Origin of the sequence: Variovorax frigidus (genome assembly GCF_051216515.1) — a bacterium.
In the GTDB taxonomy this organism is placed as follows: domain Bacteria; phylum Pseudomonadota; class Gammaproteobacteria; order Burkholderiales; family Burkholderiaceae_C; genus Variovorax.
Window position 1 is genome coordinate 51539 of record NZ_JBPJZF010000004.1, and the last position, 19118, is coordinate 70656.

The following is a 19118-nucleotide window of genomic DNA, read 5'->3' on the forward strand; positions in this document are numbered from 1 at the left end:
GAATCTGCCCCGAGAAGGGGCCGGGAAACTTGGGAACGGCCCTGAAGATTCCTAGGGAGCCGGGGATTGTAGGGTGGAGGCCCAGGCGCTCACGTCGGCCAATGGCCGGGTGCTCTGCGCGACGCTGGCGTCGCGCAAGGCCTTGAGAGTCACTTCCTCGCGTGCAAGTTCATCGGCACCGAAGATCAGTGCGTAGGTGGCACCGCTGGCGTCGGCCTTCTTCATCTGCGACTTGAAGCTTGCCAACCCTTCGGCGGTCGCGCCGTGCATCTGCACGCGCACGCCCGCTTCGCGCAGTTGCTGCAGCGTGCGCAGCACCACCGGCATCGAAGCCGCATCGGGCACGATGGCGTAGGCATCGGGTACCACGGCGGGCACCTCGGTGCCCTGCTCCTTGAGCAGGTCCAGCACGCGCTCGACACCCATCGCCCAGCCCACGGCCGGTGCGGCCTTGCCGCCGATCTGGCCGATCAGGTCGTCGTAGCGGCCACCGGCGCACACGGTGCCCTGCGCACCCAGCCGGTCGGTGACGAACTCGAACACCGTGAGGTTGTAGTAGTCCAGACCGCGCACCAGGCGCGGATTGATCGTGAACGCGATGTCGTTGGCCCGGAGGATGGCCTGCAGGCCCTCGAAATGCGCGAGCGATTCGGCACCGAGGAAATCGATCAGCTTCGGTGCCGCTTCGACCACTTCCTTCATCGCGGGGTTCTTGGTGTCCAGGATGCGCAGCGGGTTGCTGTGCAGACGCCGCTTGCCGTCCTCGTCGAGCTTGTCGGCATGCCGCTCGAAGTGGGCGATCAGCTGGGCGCGGTGCAGCGCGCGCTCGGCCGGCTGGCCCAGGCTGTTGAGTTCGAGGCGCACGTCGCTCAGGCCGATGGCCTTCCAGAGCGCGGTGGCCAACAGGATCAACTCCGCATCGACGTCCGGACCGGCGAAACCGAGAGCCTCGGCGCCGATCTGGTGGAACTGCCGATAGCGACCGCGTTGCGGCTTCTCGCGCCGGAACATCGGACCGGTGTACCAGAGGCGCTTGGGGCCGTCGTAGAGCATGTTGTGCTCGATCACCGCGCGCACCAGGCCGGCCGTGTTCTCGGGCCGCATCGCCAGATGCTCGGCCTGACCGTGCTTGTCGGAGCGGTCCTCGAAGGCGTACATCTCCTTCTCGACGATGTCCGTGACCTCGCCGATGCCGCGCACGAACAGCGCCGTGTGCTCGAGGATCGGGGTGCGCACGTTGCGGTAGGCAAAGCGCCCCATCAGCTCGCGCACGGTGGCTTCGAGCCACTCCCAGCGCGCCGACTCGGGCGGCAATATGTCGTTCATGCCTTTGACGGCATTCAATTTTTCGGCCATGGATCAGGAAAGGAGATTCAGACGGTTTCGGCGGCGCGTTCGCTGCTGCTGCCGAAGCGCTTGTCGATGTAGGTTTCGACGAGCTGATGGAATTCGTTGGCGATATTGTCGCCGCGCAGCGTGAGCGCCTTTTCGCCGTCGATGAAGACCGGCGCGGCCGGCGCTTCACCGGTGCCCGGCAGGCTGATGCCGATGTCGGCATGCTTGCTCTCGCCCGGACCGTTGACGATGCAGCCCATCACCGCCACCTTGAGCGTCTCGACGCCCGGGTACTTCTTGCGCCACACCGGCATCTGCAGCCGCAGGTAGTCGTCGATCTGCTTGGCCAGCTCCTGGAAGGTGGTGCTGGTGGTGCGGCCGCAGCCCGGGCAGGCCGTGACGCTGGGCACGAAGATGCGCAGGCCCAGCGCCTGCAGGATCTCGTTGGCGATCACCACTTCCTGCGTGCGCGCCTCGCCCGGCTGCGGCGTGAGCGACACACGGATGGTGTCGCCGATGCCCTCCTGCAGCAGGATCGACAGCGCCGTGGCCGAGGCCACCGTGCCCTTGGTGCCCATGCCGGCCTCGGTCAGGCCCAGGTGCAGCGGGTAGCTGCAGCGCTGGGCCAGTTCGCGGTAGACCGAGATCAGGTCCTGCACGCCGCTCACCTTGCAGCTCAGGATGATCTGGTCGCCGTTCATGCCCATCGATTCGGCCAGCCTGGCCGAATCGATGGCCGAGGTGATCAGCGCCTCGTACATCACCGACTTGGCTTCCCAGGGCGCGGCACGCTGGCTGTTGATGTCCATCAGATGGGCCAGCAGTTCCTGGTCGAGGCTGCCCCAGTTCACGCCGATGCGCACCGGCTTGTTCCAGCGCATCGCGGCTTCGATCATCTGGCCGAACTGCTTGTCCTTCTTGTCGCCCTTGCCCACGTTGCCGGGGTTGATGCGGTACTTGGACAGCGCTTCGGCGCAGGCCGGATAGTCGGTCAGCAGCCGGTGGCCGTTGTAGTGGAAATCGCCGATCAGCGGCACGTCGATGCCCATGCGGTCGAGCTGCTCGCGGATGTAGGGCACCTGCGCCGCGGCCTCGGGCGTGTTCACCGTGATGCGGACCATTTCGGAGCCGGCGATCGCCAGCTCCTTGACCTGGATCGCGGTGCCGATCGCGTCGACCGTGTCGGTGTTGGTCATCGACTGCACGCGCACCGGGGCGTCGCCGCCCACGGTGACGGTGCGCGCGCCCCAGACCACGCTGGCCTGGCGCGATCGGCGTGCCGCAGGCGCCGCCGGTGCCACCGGCTGGCTGCCGAAAGCGTCCTTGTCGAAAGTCGATGGCATCTCGTTCATGGCTTGACCTCGAATCGTGCGACGCCGCCCGTGCGCGCCAGGGTTGTCAGATCGAACGGCTTGCCGCGCACCTGGACTTCGACACCGCCGGCCCGGCCCACCACCACCGACAGGGGCAGTGTGCCGCTCGCACCGACGGTCTCACCTGCGCGCACGGTCCGGCGCAACACCGGCTTGCCGGTGGCGTCGTTCACGGTGATCCACGACTCTTCGCGGACGATGAAAACCACCACGTCATTCCCGGCCGACGCGGATGCGGGCGCAGCCACAGGCAGCGCAGGCTCGATCGCGGGCGACGCGGCGGGCGCGGTCGGCTCGACCGCAGCCAGCGGCGGGGCGACCGGCGGCTCGAGCACGGTGCCGCCCGGTGCGATCTCGCCCGATGCGGCGCGCTGGCCCGCGGTGAAGCCCGAGACCCATTGGCCCAGGCGCTCGAAAGCGCCGGAAGGCAGCCAGAACAGAGCCGCGGCACCGGCCAGGAGCAGCCCGACGACCACCAATCCGGCGCGCGAAGGCAGGCCGCCGATGGCGCGGGAGCGGCTGCGCGACGCACTCGATCGGAAACTGGTGTTGATGCTGCGATCGGCTTCGGCCAGGCCCGGGCGCACAGCGCCCGGCAGCTTGGCGAGCACCGGTGCCGGATCGATGTGCAGCGCACGGCAGACGCTGGCGGCCAGCGCACGCGCGAACACCGGGTCGGGCAAGGCGGCGATGTCGTCGTTTTCCAGGGCCTGCAGCTTCTGCGACGACACCTTGAGCGCCGCGGCCACCACGTCGAGGTGCAGGTTGTGTGCCTCGCGTGCCTCGCGCAGCAGATCGCCGGCGGTCTTGTTCGTGCTGTCGCCGGGGATCAGCGGTGGGGTCTGGGTGGTACCGAATTCGCTCGCCCGTTCAATCATCGAAATTCCCACGTTCGTACGCAACCGCCTCCCGCGACTGGGGGAAGCGTCGTTGCAGCTGCCCGCCGAGTTGCGCCATGGCCTCGCGGTTGCCAAGGCGGCGCTCGATCTTGACGCCCAGCCACAGTGTCTCCGCATTGGCCGATGGACCGTTGTTGACACGGCGCACATAGAACTGCGCACGCGACCAGTCCTGGCGCTGCGCCAGCAAGGACGCGAGGTTGAAGCCGATCATGGGATTGCCGGCGTCGATCTCGTAAGCCTGCGACAGCGAACGCTCGGCTTCGGCGGGCTGGCCCGCGCGCATCTGGCAGAGGCCCTGCGTCATCAGCGTCTTGGCGCGCTCGGTGTATGTCGGCACGGCCAGCGCCGCACTGAACTGCCGCGTCGCATCGCCGAAGCGGTTCTGCTGGCACAGCAGCCAGCCATAGTTGTGCAGGGTGTTCGGCTCGCGCGGATTGAGCGCGATGGCGCGACGGAAGCTGTCCTCGGCCAACCCCGCGTCTTCGAGCCGCATGTAGACCAGGCCGCGCAGGTTGTAGGCATCGGCGAAGCTCGGGTCGGCCGACAGCGATTGCTTGATCTCGTCGAGCGCGACAGTGGTCTGGCCGGCCTCGAAGTAGCCGATGGCCAGTTCGAGCCGCAAACGCGCCCGCCGACGGCCGTTGGGTTCGTCGGAAGCGGTCACGATATCGGCGCCGTTGCCGGCGGTACTCGCCGTGTTGGCGACGGACCCCGCCCCTCCCTTGCCGGTGCCGACACAGCCGGCGAGCAGCACGGCCAGCACCGCGCCGAAGGCGCTCTGCATGACGTGCCATGGCGAAATCGGGAAGGCCATGCGCATGGGTTCAGTGCCCTTGTGAAACCGGCGGGGCCGGCGAAACATTGGAGGCCGTCGCGTGGACCGGGTGCAGCATGACCGTGCGCCGTTGCGCCATGCGTTCGGCCGCATGCGTGCGGTCCTTGACGTCGCCGGCCAATTGGCCGCACGCCGCGTCGATGTCGTCGCCGCGCGTCTTGCGCACGGTGGTCACGATGCCCGCTTCGCTCAGCGCCTTGGCGAAGGCCAGCACGCGCGGCTGCGGCGAACGCAGCAGCCCGGACGCTGGAAATGGGTTGAAGGGAATCAGGTTGAACTTGCAGGAGATGCCGGTGCTGCGCACCAGTTCCACCAGCTGCTTCGCGTGCTCGGGCTGGTCGTTCACGCCGTCGAGCATGCAGTACTCGAAGGTGATGAAGTCGCGCGGCGCATGCGCGAGGTAGCGCTGGCAGGCCTCGAGCAGTTCGGCGATCGGGTACTTGCGGTTGAGCGGCACCAGGTCGTCGCGCAGCGGATCGTTCGGGGCATGCAGCGACACCGCCAGCGCCACCGGGCAATCGGCACCGAGCCGGTCGATCATCGGGACCACGCCCGAGGTCGAGACCGTGACGCGACGGCGCGACAGGCCGTAGGCGTTGTCGTCGAGCATGGTGCGCAGCGAGGGCACCAGCGCCGTGTAGTTCTGCAGCGGCTCGCCCATGCCCATCATCACGACGTTCGAGATCACCCGATCATCGCGTTTCAGGTGCTTGCGCAGGAAATGTTCGGCAAACCAGAGCTGCGCCGTGATTTCGCCAGTCCGCAGATTGCGGCTGAAGCCCTGGTGGCCGGTCGAGCAGAAACGACAGCCGACGGCACACCCGGCCTGGGACGACACGCACAAGGTGCCGCGGTCGCCCTCTGGAATGAAGACAGCTTCGACGGCATTGCCGTCACCCACGTCGAACAGCCACTTGATCGTGCCGTCGGTGGATTCATGCTGTGTGATGACCGGCAGCGCCTCGACGCGGGCCGTCGTCGCGAGCTTCTCGCGCAAGGACTTGGCCAGGTCGGTCATCTGCGCGAAATCGCTCGCGCCCCGCTGGTGGATCCAGCGGAACAGCTGCGTCGCGCGAAAACGTTTTTCGCCCAGTTTTTCGCAGAACGCAGCCAACCCCTCCAGATCGAACTCGAGCAGGTTGACCGCGGTCATGCGATCACCCCCGTGCCTGGGCAAGGCGAAGCGCATGCGCAGGCACCCGCGGAACCGGCTTCGCCGGGCCGCTGGGTACGCCCCCTCAAGGGGGAGACGCAGCAGGCGCATCGGGGGTGGATCATGTTCAGCGTGCGTAGACGTTGAGGCCGGCGAAGAAGAAGGCGATTTCGTTGGCAGCGGTTTCCGGTGCGTCCGAGCCGTGCACGGCGTTGGCATCGATGCTGTCGGCGAAGTCGGCGCGGATGGTGCCGGCGTCGGCCTTCTTGGGGTCCGTTGCGCCCATCAGGTCGCGGTTCTTGGCGATGGCGTTCTCGCCTTCGAGCACTTGCACGAACACCGGGCCGGAGATCATGAACTCGACCAGGTCCTTGAAGAAGGGACGTGCGCTGTGCACGGCGTAGAACTGCTCGGCTTCGGCGCGCGACAGCTGCACCAGCTTGGCGGCGGCGATCTTGAGGCCGGCGGCTTCAAAGCGGGAGACGATCTTGCCGATGACGTTCTTGGCGACAGCGTCGGGCTTGATGATGGAGAGGGTGCGTTCGATGGCCATGGAGAAGTTGCTTCCTGAGCAGTTGATTTTGAAAAAGAACGGTCCGCGGCGCCGAATGCACGGCCCGCGGACTTGAAAAAGCCTCTGATTTTAACCGGCCGGCCATCCCGGGCCGGCCTCGGCGCGCTGAAAAACCGCAGGCCGGGCCTGTGATCAGCGCCCGCTGCGCCGGCGCGAACCGGCCGGACCGCCGAAGCCACCGCCACCGCCACGCCGTGGCGCGTTCTGGCGTTGCTCCTTGCGCTGGCGCGAGAAACTGTCGGCGCCGATGTAGCCCACCGAGGTCTTCATCGGATCGGGCTGCGCGCCGCCGGGTGCGCGATCTTCGCCGGGGGCGCGGCCACTTCCGCTGTTACCGCCATTGCCGCCATTGCCGCCATTGCCGCCATTGCCACCGTTACCGGGTCCATTGCCGCGACGTTTCTGCTGCGGCCCGCCCGCGTTGCCACCGCGCCCGCGATCGCCGCGTGCGCCCTGGGGGCCGTTGCCGCCCGGCACCGGCGGTCCGCCGGCGTTGCGGCCGCCGCGGCGCTTCTTGTTGTCGCCGCGTCCGTTGTTGTTGTTGCGTCCGCCGCCCTCGGCGCCCTGCTCGCGCGGACCGGCCGGCGAGCGTGCCGCACCGCCGCCAGCGGCCTGGAACAGCGACCGGATGTCGCGCTCGTCGAGCTCCATCCAGGCGCCGCGCTTGAGCCCGCGCGGCAGCAGCATCGCGCCGTAGCGGATGCGGATCAGCCGGCTGACCGCGTGGCCGACCGATTCGAACAGCCGGCGCACTTCGCGGTTGCGGCCTTCGGAGATGGTGACGCGGTACCAGTGGTTGGCGCCTTCGCCGCCGCCCTCCTCGATGCTGCCGAACTGGGCCATGCCGTCGTCTAGGCGCACGCCTTCGAGCAGCTTCTTCTTTTCTTCGGCATTGACGGCGCCCAGCACGCGCACCGCGTACTCACGCTCCAGGCCGAAGCGCGGATGCATCAGCTGATTCGCCAGCTCACCCGAGCTGGTGAACAGCAGCAGGCCTTCGGTGTTCAGGTCGAGCCGCCCCACCGATTGCCACTTGCCCTGCTGCAGCCGCGGCAGCTTGCGGAACACGGTCGGACGGTTCTGCGGATCGTCGTGTGTGACGACCTCGCCGACCGGCTTGTGGTAGGCGATGACGCGCGCCGGCGGGGGCTCGATCCGGAAGCGGATCGGCTTGCCGTTGATCTTGACCTGGTCGCCGTACTGGATGCGCTGGCCGATGTGCGCCGGCTCGCTGTTGACCGAGATCCGGCCTTGCAGGATCAGCGCCTCCATCTCCAGGCGCGAGCCCAGGCCGGCCTGGGCCAGCACCTTGTGCAGCTTGGGCGAATCGGCCTCGGGCAGCAGCACGCGCTTGAGCGGCGGCACCTCGGCGCTCTCCTCGTCGGCATCGAACTGGCCCGAGATGACGTCGGCGAAGCGGATCGGCTCGGTCGGCGGCGCATTGCGGCGCTCGCGGTCGGCGATGCGGCGGGCGCGGTCGAGTTCGTCCTCTTCCTCGTCCGACTCGTCCTCTTCGTCCTGATCGTCCTGCGTGTCGTCGGCCTGCACCGGCTCGGCACGCGCCGGCTGGGGCGCTGCGGCGGGCACCGGCTGCGGCGCTGCAGCGGGCGCGGCAACAGGGGCCGGCGTGGCCTCGACCGGGACTTCGCCAGGGGCCGCTTCGACGGCTTCTTCAGGCGTCGCCGACGCCTCGGCCGCCGGCTTGCGCGTGCGCGGCTTGCGGGGCTTGCGCACGGGTGCGGCGTCCGCGGCCGGAGCCTCCACGCTCGCGCCCTCGCCTTCCGGCGTGCTCAGCGCTGCAGGCACGGTCTTTTCTTCGGCGGGGAGGTGGGCCGGTGGCAGCACCGTGTCATCGGGTTCGGAGGAGCTCATGGATTTTTTCCGGAAGGCACCGGGGGTGCGTCGGGGCCGTCTGTGGCGGCAACGTCAGGGTCGGGAACGACCGGGGATTCGGCGAGGGGCTCGCCTTCAGCGAACAGGTCGCTGGCGGGTACGGGGGGGGCGTCAGCGGCCGGCAAAGCGGGCAAAGCGGACGTATCGGCGGACGGCTCGGCCGACAGCACGACGGCGTCGTCCTCTTCCAGCGCATCCATCGGCAGCGCGGCCTGCTCGGGGCCCGAAGCGTCGGTCAGCGCGTCGATCAGGGCATTGTGCTGGGCCGGGCTGTCGATGACGGGCAGCTGGTCGAGCGAGGCCAGGCCCAGGTCGTCGAGGAACTGCCGGGTGGTGGCGAACAGCGCCGGTCGGCCGACCGTCTCGCGGTGACCGATGACCTCGACCCAGTTGCGGTCCTCGAGCTGCTTGATGATCAGCGAATTGATCGTGACACCCCGGATGTCCTCCATGTCGCCCCGCGTGACCGGCTGGCGGTAGGCAATGATCGCCAGGGTTTCCAGCGCGGCGCGGGTGTAGCGCGGCGGCTTTTCGGGGTGCAGGCGGTCGAGATGGTCGCGCATCTCCGGCCGGCTCTGGAAGCGCCAGCCACTGCCGACGCTCACGAGTTCGAGGCCGCGCTGAGCCCAGTCTTCCTGCAGCTCGATCAACAACGACTTGATGGTGTCCGCGCCCAGTTCGTCATCGAACAGCACACGCAGCTCGCGCACTGGCAGGGGCTGCGTCGAACAGATCAAGGCGGTTTCAAGAATGCGCTTGGCATCCGCCGTATTCATGGTTCGCGTTATCCGGGAAAAGGTGCCAGGGGCGCACGTTCAGGTGGATGGAAGTCTCGGGATGGAGAAGCGGCGTTGCCGGCACGCGGCGGGCAGAACGCAAGCCCGGCACTGAAGGCCGGCGCGGCACTCGGGCCGTCAGGCGCGATTGTAATCCAGCCCCCAGGTCTGGAAGGCTTCTCGCAGATCGGCGGGCGGCGGCGCCAGAAAGGTCATCGGCTGCTTCGTCTGCGGATGCACGAAGGCCAGGCGGAACGCATGCAGTCCCTGACGGCTCAGGCCGGCCGCCGGGACGCCACCGTAGAGCGCATCGCCGACGAGCGGATGGCCGATCGACGCCATGTGCACGCGGATCTGGTGCGTGCGCCCGGTTTCCAGCGTGCAGCGCACGGCGCAACCGTCGTTCGTGCCGTCGAGCCGCTCGATCAGCGTGCGTGCGGTCTTGCCCGGATGGCGCTCGAGGTCGACCACCGCCATGCGCAGCCGGTTGCGCGGATCGCGCCCGATCGGCGCGTCGACCTGGCGCGCGGCGGCGCCCTGCCACGGCTTGTGCGCCAGGGCGAGGTACTGGCGCGAGACGTCGCGCGCGGCGATCAACTGCACCAGCGCATCCATCGTGGCGCGCGTGCGCGCGACCACCATCAGCCCGCTGGTGTCGCGGTCGAGCCGGTGCACGATGCCCGCGCGTGGCAGCAGTGCCGCCTGCGGGTCGAGTGCCAGCAGGCCGTTGAGCAGCGTGCCGCTCCAGTGGCCGGGCGCCGGATGCACCACCAGCCCGGCGGGCTTGTCGATCACGCGCAGGTGGGCGTCTTCGTGCACCACGCGGATCTCCATCGGCTCGGCCTTGAAGGCCTGGCTCTGCGGCGTGGGGCGCAGTTCGATCTGCCCGGCCTCACCGACGTGCACCGTGGCCGAGGGCTTGGTGACCACGCGCCCCTTGAGCAGCACGGCACCCGCATCGATCAGCTGCTGCAGGTAGTTGCGGGAAAACTCGGGAACCAGCGCGGCCAATGCACGGTCCAAACGTTGGCCGTGCTGCGCCACGCCGATGGCGAAGGCGCGCAGCTCGCTGGCCTCACCCGGGTCAGCCCCTTCTTCGACTTCGGTCGCGTCGGTCGGGGGGAAAGCGCCGCCCGAAGGGGCGGTCGATATAATCGAGGGCAGTTGTTTCAAGAAAGCTTCATGTGATGTTTCGCGTCAAATTATCGGTGGTCCCGAGCTGGATGGCGCTTTGCGCCGCGGCATGGCTGGTGGCCGGCTGCTCGACAGCCAAGGTAGACCAGACTGCGAACTGGAGCCCCAACAAGATTTACGCCGAGGCCAAGGACGAGGCCGGCTCGGGCGCCTTCGACAAGGCGATCCCGCTGTACGAGAAGCTCGAAGGCCGCGCGGCCGGCACGCCGCTCGCCCAGCAGGCGCAGCTCGACAAGGCCTACGCCCAGTTCAAGGCCGGCGAGAAGCCCGCAGCCGTCGCGACGCTCGACCGCTTCATGAAGCTGCATCCGGCCAGCCCGGCGCTCGACTATGCGCTGTACCTCAAGGGCGTGATCAACTTCAACGACGATCTCGGCATGTTCGCGTTCATGACGCGCCAGGATCTGTCGGAACGCGACCAGAAGGCGGCCAAGGAATCGTTCCAGGCCTTCAAGGAATTGGTCACGCGCTTCCCCGAATCGCGCTACACGCCCGATGCCCGCCAGCGCATGAACTACGTGGTCAATTCGCTGGCCCAGTACGAAGTGCACGTGGCGCGCTACTACTACCAGCGCGGCGCCTACCTGGCGGCCATCAACCGCTCGCAACTGGCGCTGGCCGACTACCGCGAGGTGCCGGCCCTCGAGGAAGCCCTCTACATCATGGTGCAGTCGTACGCCGCACTGGGCCTGGACGACCTGCGCGACGACGCCAAGCGCGTGCTGACGACCAATTACCCCAAGAGCGAGTACCTTTCGCGCGGCTTCCGCACGAAGGACGATCCGTGGTGGAAGCTCTGGTAATCACCACTTCCACCTGAGGCGTTCTCGGACGCGCTCAGGCCAGGTCGCCGGCCCTGAGCTCGGCCACGGCCGCATCGAAATCCGCCTCGCCTTCGAGCCGACGCATGGGCGGCAAGGCGGCCACCAACCGGCGGCCGTAGCCCATCACGGCCAGGCGGGTGTCGCAGATGGCCAGCACCCCGCGGTCCGACTCGCGCCGGATCAGGCGCCCGGCGCCCTGCTTGAGCGCCACCGCCGCCTCGGGCAGCGAGTAGTCGCCGAAGGCATTGCGCCCCTGCGCTTCCAGGCGCTGCGAGCGCGCCTCCACCAGCGGATCGTTGGGTGGCGGAAACGGCAACTTGTCGATCACCACCAGCTGCAACGCGTCGCCAGGCGCATCGAAGCCTTCCCAGAACGAGGCCGATGCCACCAGCACGCAGCCCGCACGACCGCCGCTCGCACCTTCGCGGAAACGGTCCATCAGTACGCGTTTGGGCAGTTCACCCTGCACCAGCACCTCGGGCCGCCGATCGGGTGACACGCCCTCGAGCCGGCGCCGCATCTCGTCGCCGATGGTCCGCAGTGCGCGCAAGGTGGTCGTGAGGACCAGCGTGCGCCCGCCCAGCACCGCGGCACCGCGTGCGGCCAGCGCCGCCACGCGCGCGCCGTGCGCCGGATCGTTGGGCTTGGGAAAGTCCCGCGGCACGTAGAGCGCGGCCTGGCGCGCGTAGTCGAACGGGCTCTGGACCCGCAGCACCTCGGCATCGGTCAGGCCACACGGCTCGGTGAACCAGCGCAACTGCGGATCGTCGCCCAGCGTGGCCGAGGTGAAGACCCAGGCGCGCCCGCGGTCCTCGGCATCGTCCGAGCCCTTTTTCAGCACGCGGTTGCGCACCGCCTCCGCGATGTCCAGCGGCGACTCGACCAGCCGCAGCTGCGAGCCCACGTCGACCCAGCGCACGGACCCCAGGGCGCACGGCTGCGCGAAGCGGTCGACCCGTTCGGCCAGCTGCTGCGCGCGCTCATGCAGGCGCACGAAATCCGGCGAGATCTCGCTCACGGTCGCCAGCCCTTCGGCGGCGTCCTCGAAGGCCTGCTGCAGTTCGTCGAGCGCGCCCTGCCACGGCGCCTGCGCCACGCCCTCGGGGGCCGGACCGGCCCAGCGCAGCTTGGCACCCGGCCATTGCTGGCCGACCGAAAGCCTCAATTCGCGCGCGGCGCGTTCGACCGCCGCCACGCGTTGGGTCCAATCGACCAGTCCGCGTGCGTGCTGCAGCCCGGCTGCCAGCACGTCGCGCGCGAAGTCCAGCGCCTGGCCACTGCCCATCTGCACGCCGAGGAACTGCACGCCGGTCTCGTTGAGCTGGTGCGCCTCGTCGAACACGACGACGCGCACCGAGGGCAGCAGTTCGGCCATGCCCGACTCGCGCACCGCGAGGTCGGCAAAGAAAAGGTGATGGTTGATCACGACCACATCGGCCGCCAGCGCCTCGCGCCGCGCCGCATTGACGTGGCAGGGCTTGAACTGCGGGCACTGGGCGCCCAGGCAGTTCTCGCGCGTCGAGGTGATCAGGGGCAGCAGCGGCGAGCGCTCGTCCAGGCCCGGCAGTTCGGCCAGGTCGCCGGTGCGGGTGGCGGTCGCCCACTGCTCGATCTTGGCCAGCGTGCGCAGGCTGCCGCGCTCGGGCAGCGAGGCATCGTGCCGCGCCTGCCCCAATCGATGCTGGCACAGATAGCTGCCGCGCCCCTTGAGCAGCGCCATGCGCACCGGCAGCTTGAGCGCATCGACCAGCCGCGGCAGGTCGCGGCCGAAAAGCTGGTCCTGCAAGGTCTTGGTCGCGGTCGAGAGCAGCACACGTTCGCCGCTCAGCAGCGCCGGCACCAGATAGGAGAACGTCTTGCCGACGCCGGTCCCGGCCTCGACCACCAGCACACCGCCCTCGTCGATGGTGCGCGCCACGGCCAGCGCCATCTGGGTCTGGCCGTGGCGTTCGCGGAACTCGTCGGCCGCATGCGAGAGCGCCCCCCCTTCCGCGAAGACCTCGGCCACCATCTCGGACAACCCGCCCGCGGCAGCGCGTGGCCGGTCGCGTGTCGGCGCGCCGCCCATCAGTGCGGCATCGTCTTCATCGTCGTCCCACGCCGAGCCGGCATCGGTGTCGGACACCATCAGGCAGGCTCTTTCGGATCCATCGTGCGCTCGAGACGCGCGATCTGATCGCGCAGCGCCAGGCGCCGCTTCTTGAGACGACGCAACAGCAGTTCGTCCTGCGGCATCAGGCCGTCCAGCCGATCGACCGTGGCGTCGAGATCGGCATGCTCCATGCGCAGTGCGATCAGTTGGCGGGAAGGGAAATGAAGATTGGAGTCCAAGGAGCGCAATAAGTCGGGCATCGGCGTGGGCCGGGCCTGGCGCGGTCGGCGACGGCGCAGCTTCACTCGATAATACGTCCTCGCATCGCCCCCCGCGATGCCCGCCCCTACCAGCGCGCCATCGGCGCATCAGCGTCATGACACGAGGTTTTCGACTCTCCGCCGCCACCGCCCTGCACAAGGGCGACCGGCCCTATCAGCAGGACCAGGTCGCCGTGCTCAGCCACCCCCGCGTCGTCGGCTGCGTGCTGGGCGTGATCGCCGACGGCATGGGTGGCCGCAGCGGCGGCCGCAAGGCATCCGACCAGGTGCTCATGACCGCGCAGCAGCTGTTCGCGCGCTATCGGCCCACGCACGACGATGCCTCCGCGCTGCTGCGCCAGTTGCTGGACGAAGCGCACACCGTCATCAAGCTCACGGCGCTGTCGAGCGAGCAGGAACCGCACAGCACGCTGGCCGCCTTCCTGGTGAATCCCAAGGGCGATTGCACCTGGATCCACGCCGGCGATTCACGCATCTACCATTTCCGCCACGGCCGGCTCGTGCAGCGCACCCGCGACCACTCCTACGTCCAGACGCTGATCGACCGCGGCGAGATCACCGAAATGCAGGCCAACGTGCATCCGCAGGGCAACATCCTGCTGGGCTGCCTCGGCATGACCAGCACACCGCCGCCAGTGGCGCTCCACTTCATTCCCCAGCTGGAGCCGGGCGATCTGCTGCTGGCCTGCAGCGACGGTTTGTGGCACTACTTCGACAACGAGGAAATGGGTGCGGTGCTGGCCGAACAGCCACCGCGCACGGCTGCCGAACTGTTGGTGGACGAAGCGCGGCGCCGCGCGCGAGGGGGCGGCGACAACATCTCGCTGGCCGTGCTCAAGATCGAAGCGCTGCCTGAAGAGCCGGCGCACTAGCTTCGCCGCTCAACGCCGCGAGCGCGGGCCGTCGCGGGTCGACAGACCCATGTTGACGCGCTGGCGATCGATGCGCACCTGCTTGCGTTTCTCTTCGCGCTCCATCACCTTGCGCTTGGTGTAGCCCGAAGAGTCGGCCCAGGCCCACCAGGCCAGCGCCAGCGCAAAGGGCGACAGCACGATCCACCAGCTCCAGCCGGCCACCGCGCCCACCTCGAAGTACTTGAGGCCGATGCCCAACAGGCCCAACAACAGAAACCACATCGCGAATCCCTTCAGGGTTTGTCGGCACGCGAAGGGAGCCTTTGCATGGCTCCCTACAATCGCCTGGCACCCAATGTAACCCAGCCCCCGCGAAGAACCTTCCCATGAAAAAAGTCCTGTCGGTCGCCCTCCTGAGCCTCGGTCTGGCGGCGCCGGCCTTTGCCGATCTGGCCTTGGCCAGCTCGAAGAACTGCATGAGCTGCCATGCGGTGGAACGCAAGGTGCTCGGCCCGTCCTTCAAGGACGTGGCCGCGAAGTACAAGGAAGACAAGGGCGCGGTCGACACCCTGGCCAGCAAGATTCGCAAGGGCGGCGCCGGCGTCTGGGGGCCGGTGCCGATGCCGGCCAACAACCAGGTCAGCGAGGCCGACGCCAAGAAGCTGGCGGGCTGGATCCTCTCGACCAAGTAAGGCGGTCGCGGTTCAGAAGCGCGGCTCGGGCCCGCCCGCCCGGCGTTCCAGCCGGTCTTCCAGCTGGCCCATGTGGGCCGCCATGGTGTTGTCGGTCTGGTCGCCGCGCTGGCGCAGCGAGGCTTCGAGTTGCTCGACCCGCGCCAGCAGCGCCGCGTGCCGTTCGGCGTTGCGGCTCATGTGGGTATTCTCCTGGGCCTCGAGGAAATTGCGCAGCTCGGTGAAGCGCGAGGCCTCGGCCTTGTCGGCCAGGTCGCGCTGGGCCTGCATCTCGCGCGTGTGGCGGCGCGTCTCGAGCAGCACCGAACTCTGCAGATAGACCACATAGGCCACGAAGAGGATGCCCAGCAGCACCGTCAGGCCCAGCATGATCAGCCCGAGCGGCGCCGTGACCTGCATGAAGCCCAGCGACATGAGCACGGGACTGGCGATCCAGCCCCAATTGAGCGCGGCCAGCGCCGCGATCACCAGCACCACCAACAACAAAATACCTGTTCTCAGACCCATGCGGTCCTCCCTTTCACCAAAGACAATGAAGACGGGGTTTTAACGCATGGGCCTCCAGGCCCATGTGGGACAGCGGCGCATGGGCCGCCGTGCTCACGTCAGTAGGCCTTGCCCAGCTGCTCGAGGATGGCGGGGTTCTCCAGCGTCGAAGTGTCCTGCGTGATCGCCTCGCCCTTGGCCAGCGAGCGCAGCAGGCGCCGCATGATCTTGCCGCTGCGCGTCTTGGGCAGGTTCTCGCCGAAGCGGATGTCCTTGGGCTTGGCGATCGGGCCGATCTCCTTGGCCACCCAGTTGCGCAGCTCGGTGGCGAGCTTCTTCGCCTCCTCGTCGCTGGTCGGACGGCCGCGCTTGAGCACCACGAAGGCGCAGACCGCCTCGCCGGTCACGTCGTCGGGCCGGCCCACCACGGCGGCCTCGGCCACCAGGTCGGTCTTGGCGACCAGCGCCGATTCGATCTCCATCGTGCCCAGGCGGTGGCCCGACACGTTGAGCACGTCGTCGATGCGGCCCGTGATGCGGAAGTAGCCGCGGTCTTCGCTGCGCACCGCGCCGTCGCCCGCCAGGTAGATCGTGCCGCCCATCTCCTCGGGAAAGTAGCTCTTCTTGAAACGCTCGGGGTCGTTCCAGATGGTGCGGATCATCGAGGGCCAGGGCCGCTTGATCACCAGCATGCCACCCGCGCCGTTGGGCAGGTCCTTGCCGGTCTCGTCGACGATGGCCGCGGCGATGCCCGGCAGCGGCAGCGTGCACGAGCCCGGCACCAGCGGCGTGGCGCCCGGCAGCGGCGTGATCACGTGGCCACCCGTTTCCGTCTGCCAGAAGGTGTCGACGATCGGACATTTCTCGCGGCCGATGTTCCGGTGGTACCACATCCAGGCTTCGGGATTGATCGGCTCGCCGACCGAGCCGAGGATGCGCAGGCTGGACAGGTCCCAGTTCTTCGGATGCACCTTCTCGTCGGATTCGGCGGCCTTGATCAGCGAGCGGATGGCCGTGGGCGCGGTGTAGAAGATCGACACCTTGTGCTTCTCGATCATCTGCCAGAAGCGGCCGGCGTGCGGGAAGGTCGGGACACCCTCGAACACCACCTGCGTGGCGCCCGCGGCCAGCGGGCCGTAGGCGACGTAGGTGTGGCCCGTGATCCAGCCGATGTCGGCGGTGCACCAGAACACGTCGTCGGGCCGCAGGTCGAAGGTCCAGTCCATCGTGAGCTTGGCCCACAGCAGATAGCCGCCGGTGGCGTGCTGCACGCCCTTGGGCTTGCCGGTCGAGCCCGAGGTGTAGAGGATGAACAGCGGGTGCTCGGCGCCCACCGGTTCGGGCGGGCACTCGTGGCTCTGGCCTTCGAGCGCCGAGATCGCTTCGTCGAAGGTCTTGTCGCGGCCTTCGACGCGCTTCCAGTCGCTGAGCGTGCGCTCGTAGACCAGCACGCTCTTGATCGATTCGCAGCCGCCCAGCGCGATGCCGTCGTCGACGATGGCCTTGAGCGGCAGTTCCTTGCCGCCGCGCAACTGGTAGTTGGCGGTGATGACCGCGACCGCGCCGGCATCGATGATGCGTTCCTGCAGCGCCTTGGCGGAGAAGCCGCCGAACACCACGCTGTGGGTGGCGCCGATGCGCGCGCAGGCCTGCATCGCGATCACGCCCTCGACCGTCATCGGCATGTAGATGATGACGCGGTCGCCCTTCTGGATGCCCTCGGCCTTGAGCGCGTTCGCGAACTGGCACACCCGGGTCAGCAGGTCGCGGTAGCTGATCTTCGTGACGCTGCCGTCGTCGGCCTCGAACACGATCGCGGTCTTGTGCTCGACCGGTGTGCCCATGTGCCTGTCGAGGCAGTTGGCCGAGGCGTTGAGCTCGCCGTCGCCGAACCATTGGTAGAAGGGCGCGTTCGATTCGTCGAGCGTGCGGGTGAAGGGCTTGGTCCAGTCCAGGTTCTCGCGCGCCAGGCGCGACCAGAAGGCGTCTGGATTCTGCGCGGCCTCGGTGCACAGCGCGTCGTAGGCGGCCATGCCGCTGATGCGGGCGCCCTGCTGGGCCCGTGCATCGGGCGGGAACACGCGGTTCTCGACCAGGACGGATTCGATGTTCGATGTTTGGCTCATTGTTGTCTCCTGCCGGGGGATGGAATGCGGGCGTAATGTCGGCGTTGGCACTTACGGACGACTGACGGGACATGGTAGCGCCGGTAAGGGCTTCCCTTCCTGCGACATGGCGCCCCCCTAGAATCGCGCGTCCTCCGCTTCCCCACTCCGCGATGTCCGCTCCCGACCGTAACGACCCTCTGAACCCACCCGTCGCGCGCCGCTCCCCGCTGCGCCCGCTGCCCAAGCTCATCTTCGCGAGCCGATGGCTGCAGCTGCCGCTGTACCTGGGCCTGATCATTGCGCAGGCGGTGTACGTGGTGCACTTCCTGGTCGAGTTGCTGCATCTGGTGGAAGCCGCCTTCGGCAGCCAGACCGCGCTGCAGGCGCTGATCAACAGCATCGGCTACAAGACCAGCGCACCGGTCACCTCGCTCAACGAGACGGTGATCATGCTGGTGGTGCTGGCGCTGATCGACGTGGTGATGATCTCCAACCTGCTGATCATGGTGATCGTGGGCGGCTACGAGACCTTCGTGAGCCGCATGGAGCTCGAAGGCCACCGCGACCAGCCCGAATGGCTGAGCCACGTGAACGCTTCGGTGCTCAAGGTCAAGCTGGCCACGGCCATCATCGGCATCAGCTCGATCCACCTGCTCAAGACCTTCATCAACGCGGACAACTACACCGACCGCGTGCTGATCGCGCAAACCGTGATCCACATCACCTTCCTGCTGTCGGCCATCGCCATCGCCTATACCGACAAGCTGATGACGACGCACGACAGCGGGCGGCACTGAACCCGCCCGACGCCACCTGCGGCCCTACCCGGCCAGCGGCCGGTCCCATGCCGGCACCTCGGTGAAGCGTTCGGCCAGAAAGTCGAGCATGGTCCGCAGCGTGGCCGGCATGTGCTTTCTGGAGGCATACACCGCGTGCAGGCCGATCACCTGCGGCTCGTGGTCGGGAAACAGCGGCACCAGCGCGCCCGACTGCAGCTGCGCCGGCGTGAGGTAGGTCGGCAGCATCGTGATGCCCGCACCGGCCCGCGCCAGCTGCATCAGGCTCACCGCGTCGTTGGCCGACACGTTGCCGCCCACGGCCACCGACACCGGCGTGCCGTCGTCCTTGCGCGTGAAGTTCCAGAGGCTGCGGCTGAAGTAGGAATGCGTGAGGCAGTTGCGCTCGGCCAATTCCTCCACCCGCAGCGGCCGGCCGTGCGCGGCCAGATACGCCGGTGACGCGCACACCACCGAACGGCACACGGTGAGGCGGCGCGCGATCAGGTTGGGGTCGATCTCGGCCGCGGTGCGCACCGCGAGATCGATGCGCTCGTCGACCAGGTTGACCGTGCGGTCCAGCAGCACCAGGTCGACCGTCACGCCTGGATAAAGCTGGACGTAGTCCGCGATCGCGTCGGCCAATTGCGCCTGCGCGAACGCGGTGCCGGTGGTGATGCGCAACTGGCCGCGCGGCGCCTCGGCCGGATTGCGCACCGCGGCCTGCATGTCGCCGGTGAGCTCCAGCACCTGGCGGCAACGCGGCAGCAGTTCTTCGCCCGCGGCCGTGAGGCTCAGGCGGCGCGTGGTTCGGTGGAGCAGCCGCGCACCGGTCCATTGCTCGAGCTCGGCCACGTAGCGTGTGACAACCGGGCGGGACATGTCGAGCTTGTCGGCTGCGGCCGAAAGGCTGCCGGCATCCACCACGTTCACGAACACCCGCATCGCATTCAATCGGTCCATTCGAACG

The 19118-nt window shown here is 68.2% G+C and carries 19 protein-coding genes; 4 read left to right on the plus strand and 15 right to left on the minus strand.

From position 1 onward, the window contains the following. Positions 1–51: 51 nt before the first annotated feature. From hisS to ACSFBC_RS12730, 9 genes are all read right to left on the minus strand, one after another. On the minus strand, positions 52–1356 hold the full coding sequence (gene hisS / locus ACSFBC_RS12690; RefSeq protein ID WP_435510696.1) for a histidine--tRNA ligase: 1305 nt from the start codon (positions 1354–1356) through the stop codon (positions 52–54). A gap of 17 nt (positions 1357–1373) precedes the next feature. Further along, positions 1374–2687, minus strand: coding sequence for a flavodoxin-dependent (E)-4-hydroxy-3-methylbut-2-enyl-diphosphate synthase (gene ispG / locus ACSFBC_RS12695; RefSeq protein WP_435510697.1), 1314 nt, complete (start codon positions 2685–2687; stop codon positions 1374–1376). Next, entirely contained in the window at positions 2684–3586 is a 903-nt protein-coding gene (locus ACSFBC_RS12700; protein WP_435510698.1) for a helix-turn-helix domain-containing protein, read from the minus strand. Before ACSFBC_RS12700 ends, ispG begins: the two co-directional genes overlap by 4 nt. Further along, on the minus strand, positions 3579–4430 hold the full coding sequence (gene pilW, locus ACSFBC_RS12705; RefSeq protein ID WP_435510699.1) for a type IV pilus biogenesis/stability protein PilW: 852 nt from the start codon (positions 4428–4430) through the stop codon (positions 3579–3581). The genes ACSFBC_RS12700 and pilW overlap by 8 nt, the downstream gene beginning before the upstream one ends. A 4-nt stretch (positions 4431–4434) precedes the next feature. Further along, complete coding sequence (gene rlmN / locus ACSFBC_RS12710) at positions 4435–5598, minus strand: dual-specificity RNA methyltransferase RlmN (RefSeq protein WP_435510700.1); 1164 nt, start codon at positions 5596–5598, stop codon at positions 4435–4437. 127 nt (positions 5599–5725) lie between these two features. Further along, positions 5726–6151, minus strand: coding sequence for a nucleoside-diphosphate kinase (gene ndk, locus ACSFBC_RS12715; RefSeq protein WP_435510701.1), 426 nt, complete (start codon positions 6149–6151; stop codon positions 5726–5728). Positions 6152–6304: 153 nt separating this feature from the next. Next, positions 6305–8044 (minus strand): pseudouridine synthase, encoded by a 1740-nt coding sequence (locus ACSFBC_RS12720; protein WP_435510702.1) that lies wholly within the window; start codon positions 8042–8044, stop codon positions 6305–6307. Continuing rightward, the gene (gene scpB / locus ACSFBC_RS12725; protein WP_435510703.1) at positions 8041–8841 is read right to left on the minus strand and encodes an SMC-Scp complex subunit ScpB; all 801 of its coding nucleotides are present in this window, start codon (positions 8839–8841) and stop codon (positions 8041–8043) included. Before scpB ends, ACSFBC_RS12720 begins: the two co-directional genes overlap by 4 nt. Positions 8842–8979: 138 nt before the next feature. Beyond that, the gene (locus tag ACSFBC_RS12730) at positions 8980–10005 is read right to left on the minus strand and encodes an RluA family pseudouridine synthase (protein ID WP_435511165.1); all 1026 of its coding nucleotides are present in this window, start codon (positions 10003–10005) and stop codon (positions 8980–8982) included. Between the two features lie 23 nt (positions 10006–10028). Here ACSFBC_RS12730 and ACSFBC_RS12735 point away from each other — a divergent pair, with 23 nt between their 5' ends. Then, complete coding sequence (locus tag ACSFBC_RS12735; RefSeq protein WP_435510704.1) at positions 10029–10838, plus strand: outer membrane protein assembly factor BamD; 810 nt, start codon at positions 10029–10031, stop codon at positions 10836–10838. A gap of 34 nt (positions 10839–10872) precedes the next feature. Here ACSFBC_RS12735 and ACSFBC_RS12740 read toward each other — a convergent pair whose 3' ends face one another. Both ACSFBC_RS12740 and ACSFBC_RS12745 read right to left on the minus strand, forming a co-directional pair. Then, on the minus strand, positions 10873–12870 hold the full coding sequence (locus ACSFBC_RS12740) for a DNA repair helicase YoaA (protein ID WP_435511166.1): 1998 nt from the start codon (positions 12868–12870) through the stop codon (positions 10873–10875). Between the two features lie 116 nt (positions 12871–12986). Continuing rightward, positions 12987–13190 carry a DUF465 domain-containing protein gene (locus ACSFBC_RS12745; RefSeq protein ID WP_435511167.1) on the minus strand — a complete coding sequence of 68 codons (204 nt, stop codon included), beginning with the start codon at positions 13188–13190 and terminating at the stop codon, positions 12987–12989. 137 nt (positions 13191–13327) lie between these two features. On the opposite strand from ACSFBC_RS12745, the gene ACSFBC_RS12750 reads away from it, so the two are divergent. Then, a complete protein-coding gene (locus ACSFBC_RS12750; protein WP_435510705.1) occupies positions 13328–14104 on the plus strand; it encodes a PP2C family protein-serine/threonine phosphatase in 777 nt (258 codons plus the stop codon). A 9-nt stretch (positions 14105–14113) separates the two neighbouring features. Here the strand turns inward: ACSFBC_RS12750 and ACSFBC_RS12755 are convergent, their stop codons facing one another. Beyond that, the gene (locus ACSFBC_RS12755) at positions 14114–14368 is read right to left on the minus strand and encodes a TIGR04438 family Trp-rich protein (RefSeq protein WP_435510706.1); all 255 of its coding nucleotides are present in this window, start codon (positions 14366–14368) and stop codon (positions 14114–14116) included. A gap of 104 nt (positions 14369–14472) precedes the next feature. On the opposite strand from ACSFBC_RS12755, the gene ACSFBC_RS12760 reads away from it, so the two are divergent. Continuing rightward, on the plus strand, positions 14473–14778 hold the full coding sequence (locus ACSFBC_RS12760; RefSeq protein ID WP_435510707.1) for a c-type cytochrome: 306 nt from the start codon (positions 14473–14475) through the stop codon (positions 14776–14778). 12 nt (positions 14779–14790) lie between these two features. On the opposite strand, the gene ACSFBC_RS12765 is transcribed toward ACSFBC_RS12760, so the two are convergent. Beyond that, positions 14791–15285, minus strand: a complete 495-nt coding sequence (locus ACSFBC_RS12765; RefSeq protein WP_435510708.1) for a LapA family protein — start codon at positions 15283–15285, stop codon at positions 14791–14793. A gap of 98 nt (positions 15286–15383) precedes the next feature. Continuing rightward, positions 15384–17390, minus strand: a complete 2007-nt coding sequence (gene acs, locus ACSFBC_RS12770) for an acetate--CoA ligase (protein WP_435510709.1) — start codon at positions 17388–17390, stop codon at positions 15384–15386. A 152-nt stretch (positions 17391–17542) separates the two neighbouring features. On the opposite strand from acs, the gene ACSFBC_RS12775 reads away from it, so the two are divergent. Further along, positions 17543–18169, plus strand: a complete 627-nt coding sequence (locus tag ACSFBC_RS12775; protein WP_435510710.1) for a YqhA family protein — start codon at positions 17543–17545, stop codon at positions 18167–18169. Positions 18170–18193: 24 nt separating this feature from the next. Here the strand turns inward: ACSFBC_RS12775 and ACSFBC_RS12780 are convergent, their stop codons facing one another. After that, complete coding sequence (locus ACSFBC_RS12780; RefSeq protein WP_435510711.1) at positions 18194–19111, minus strand: LysR family transcriptional regulator; 918 nt, start codon at positions 19109–19111, stop codon at positions 18194–18196. Between the last annotated feature and the right edge of the window lie 7 nt (positions 19112–19118).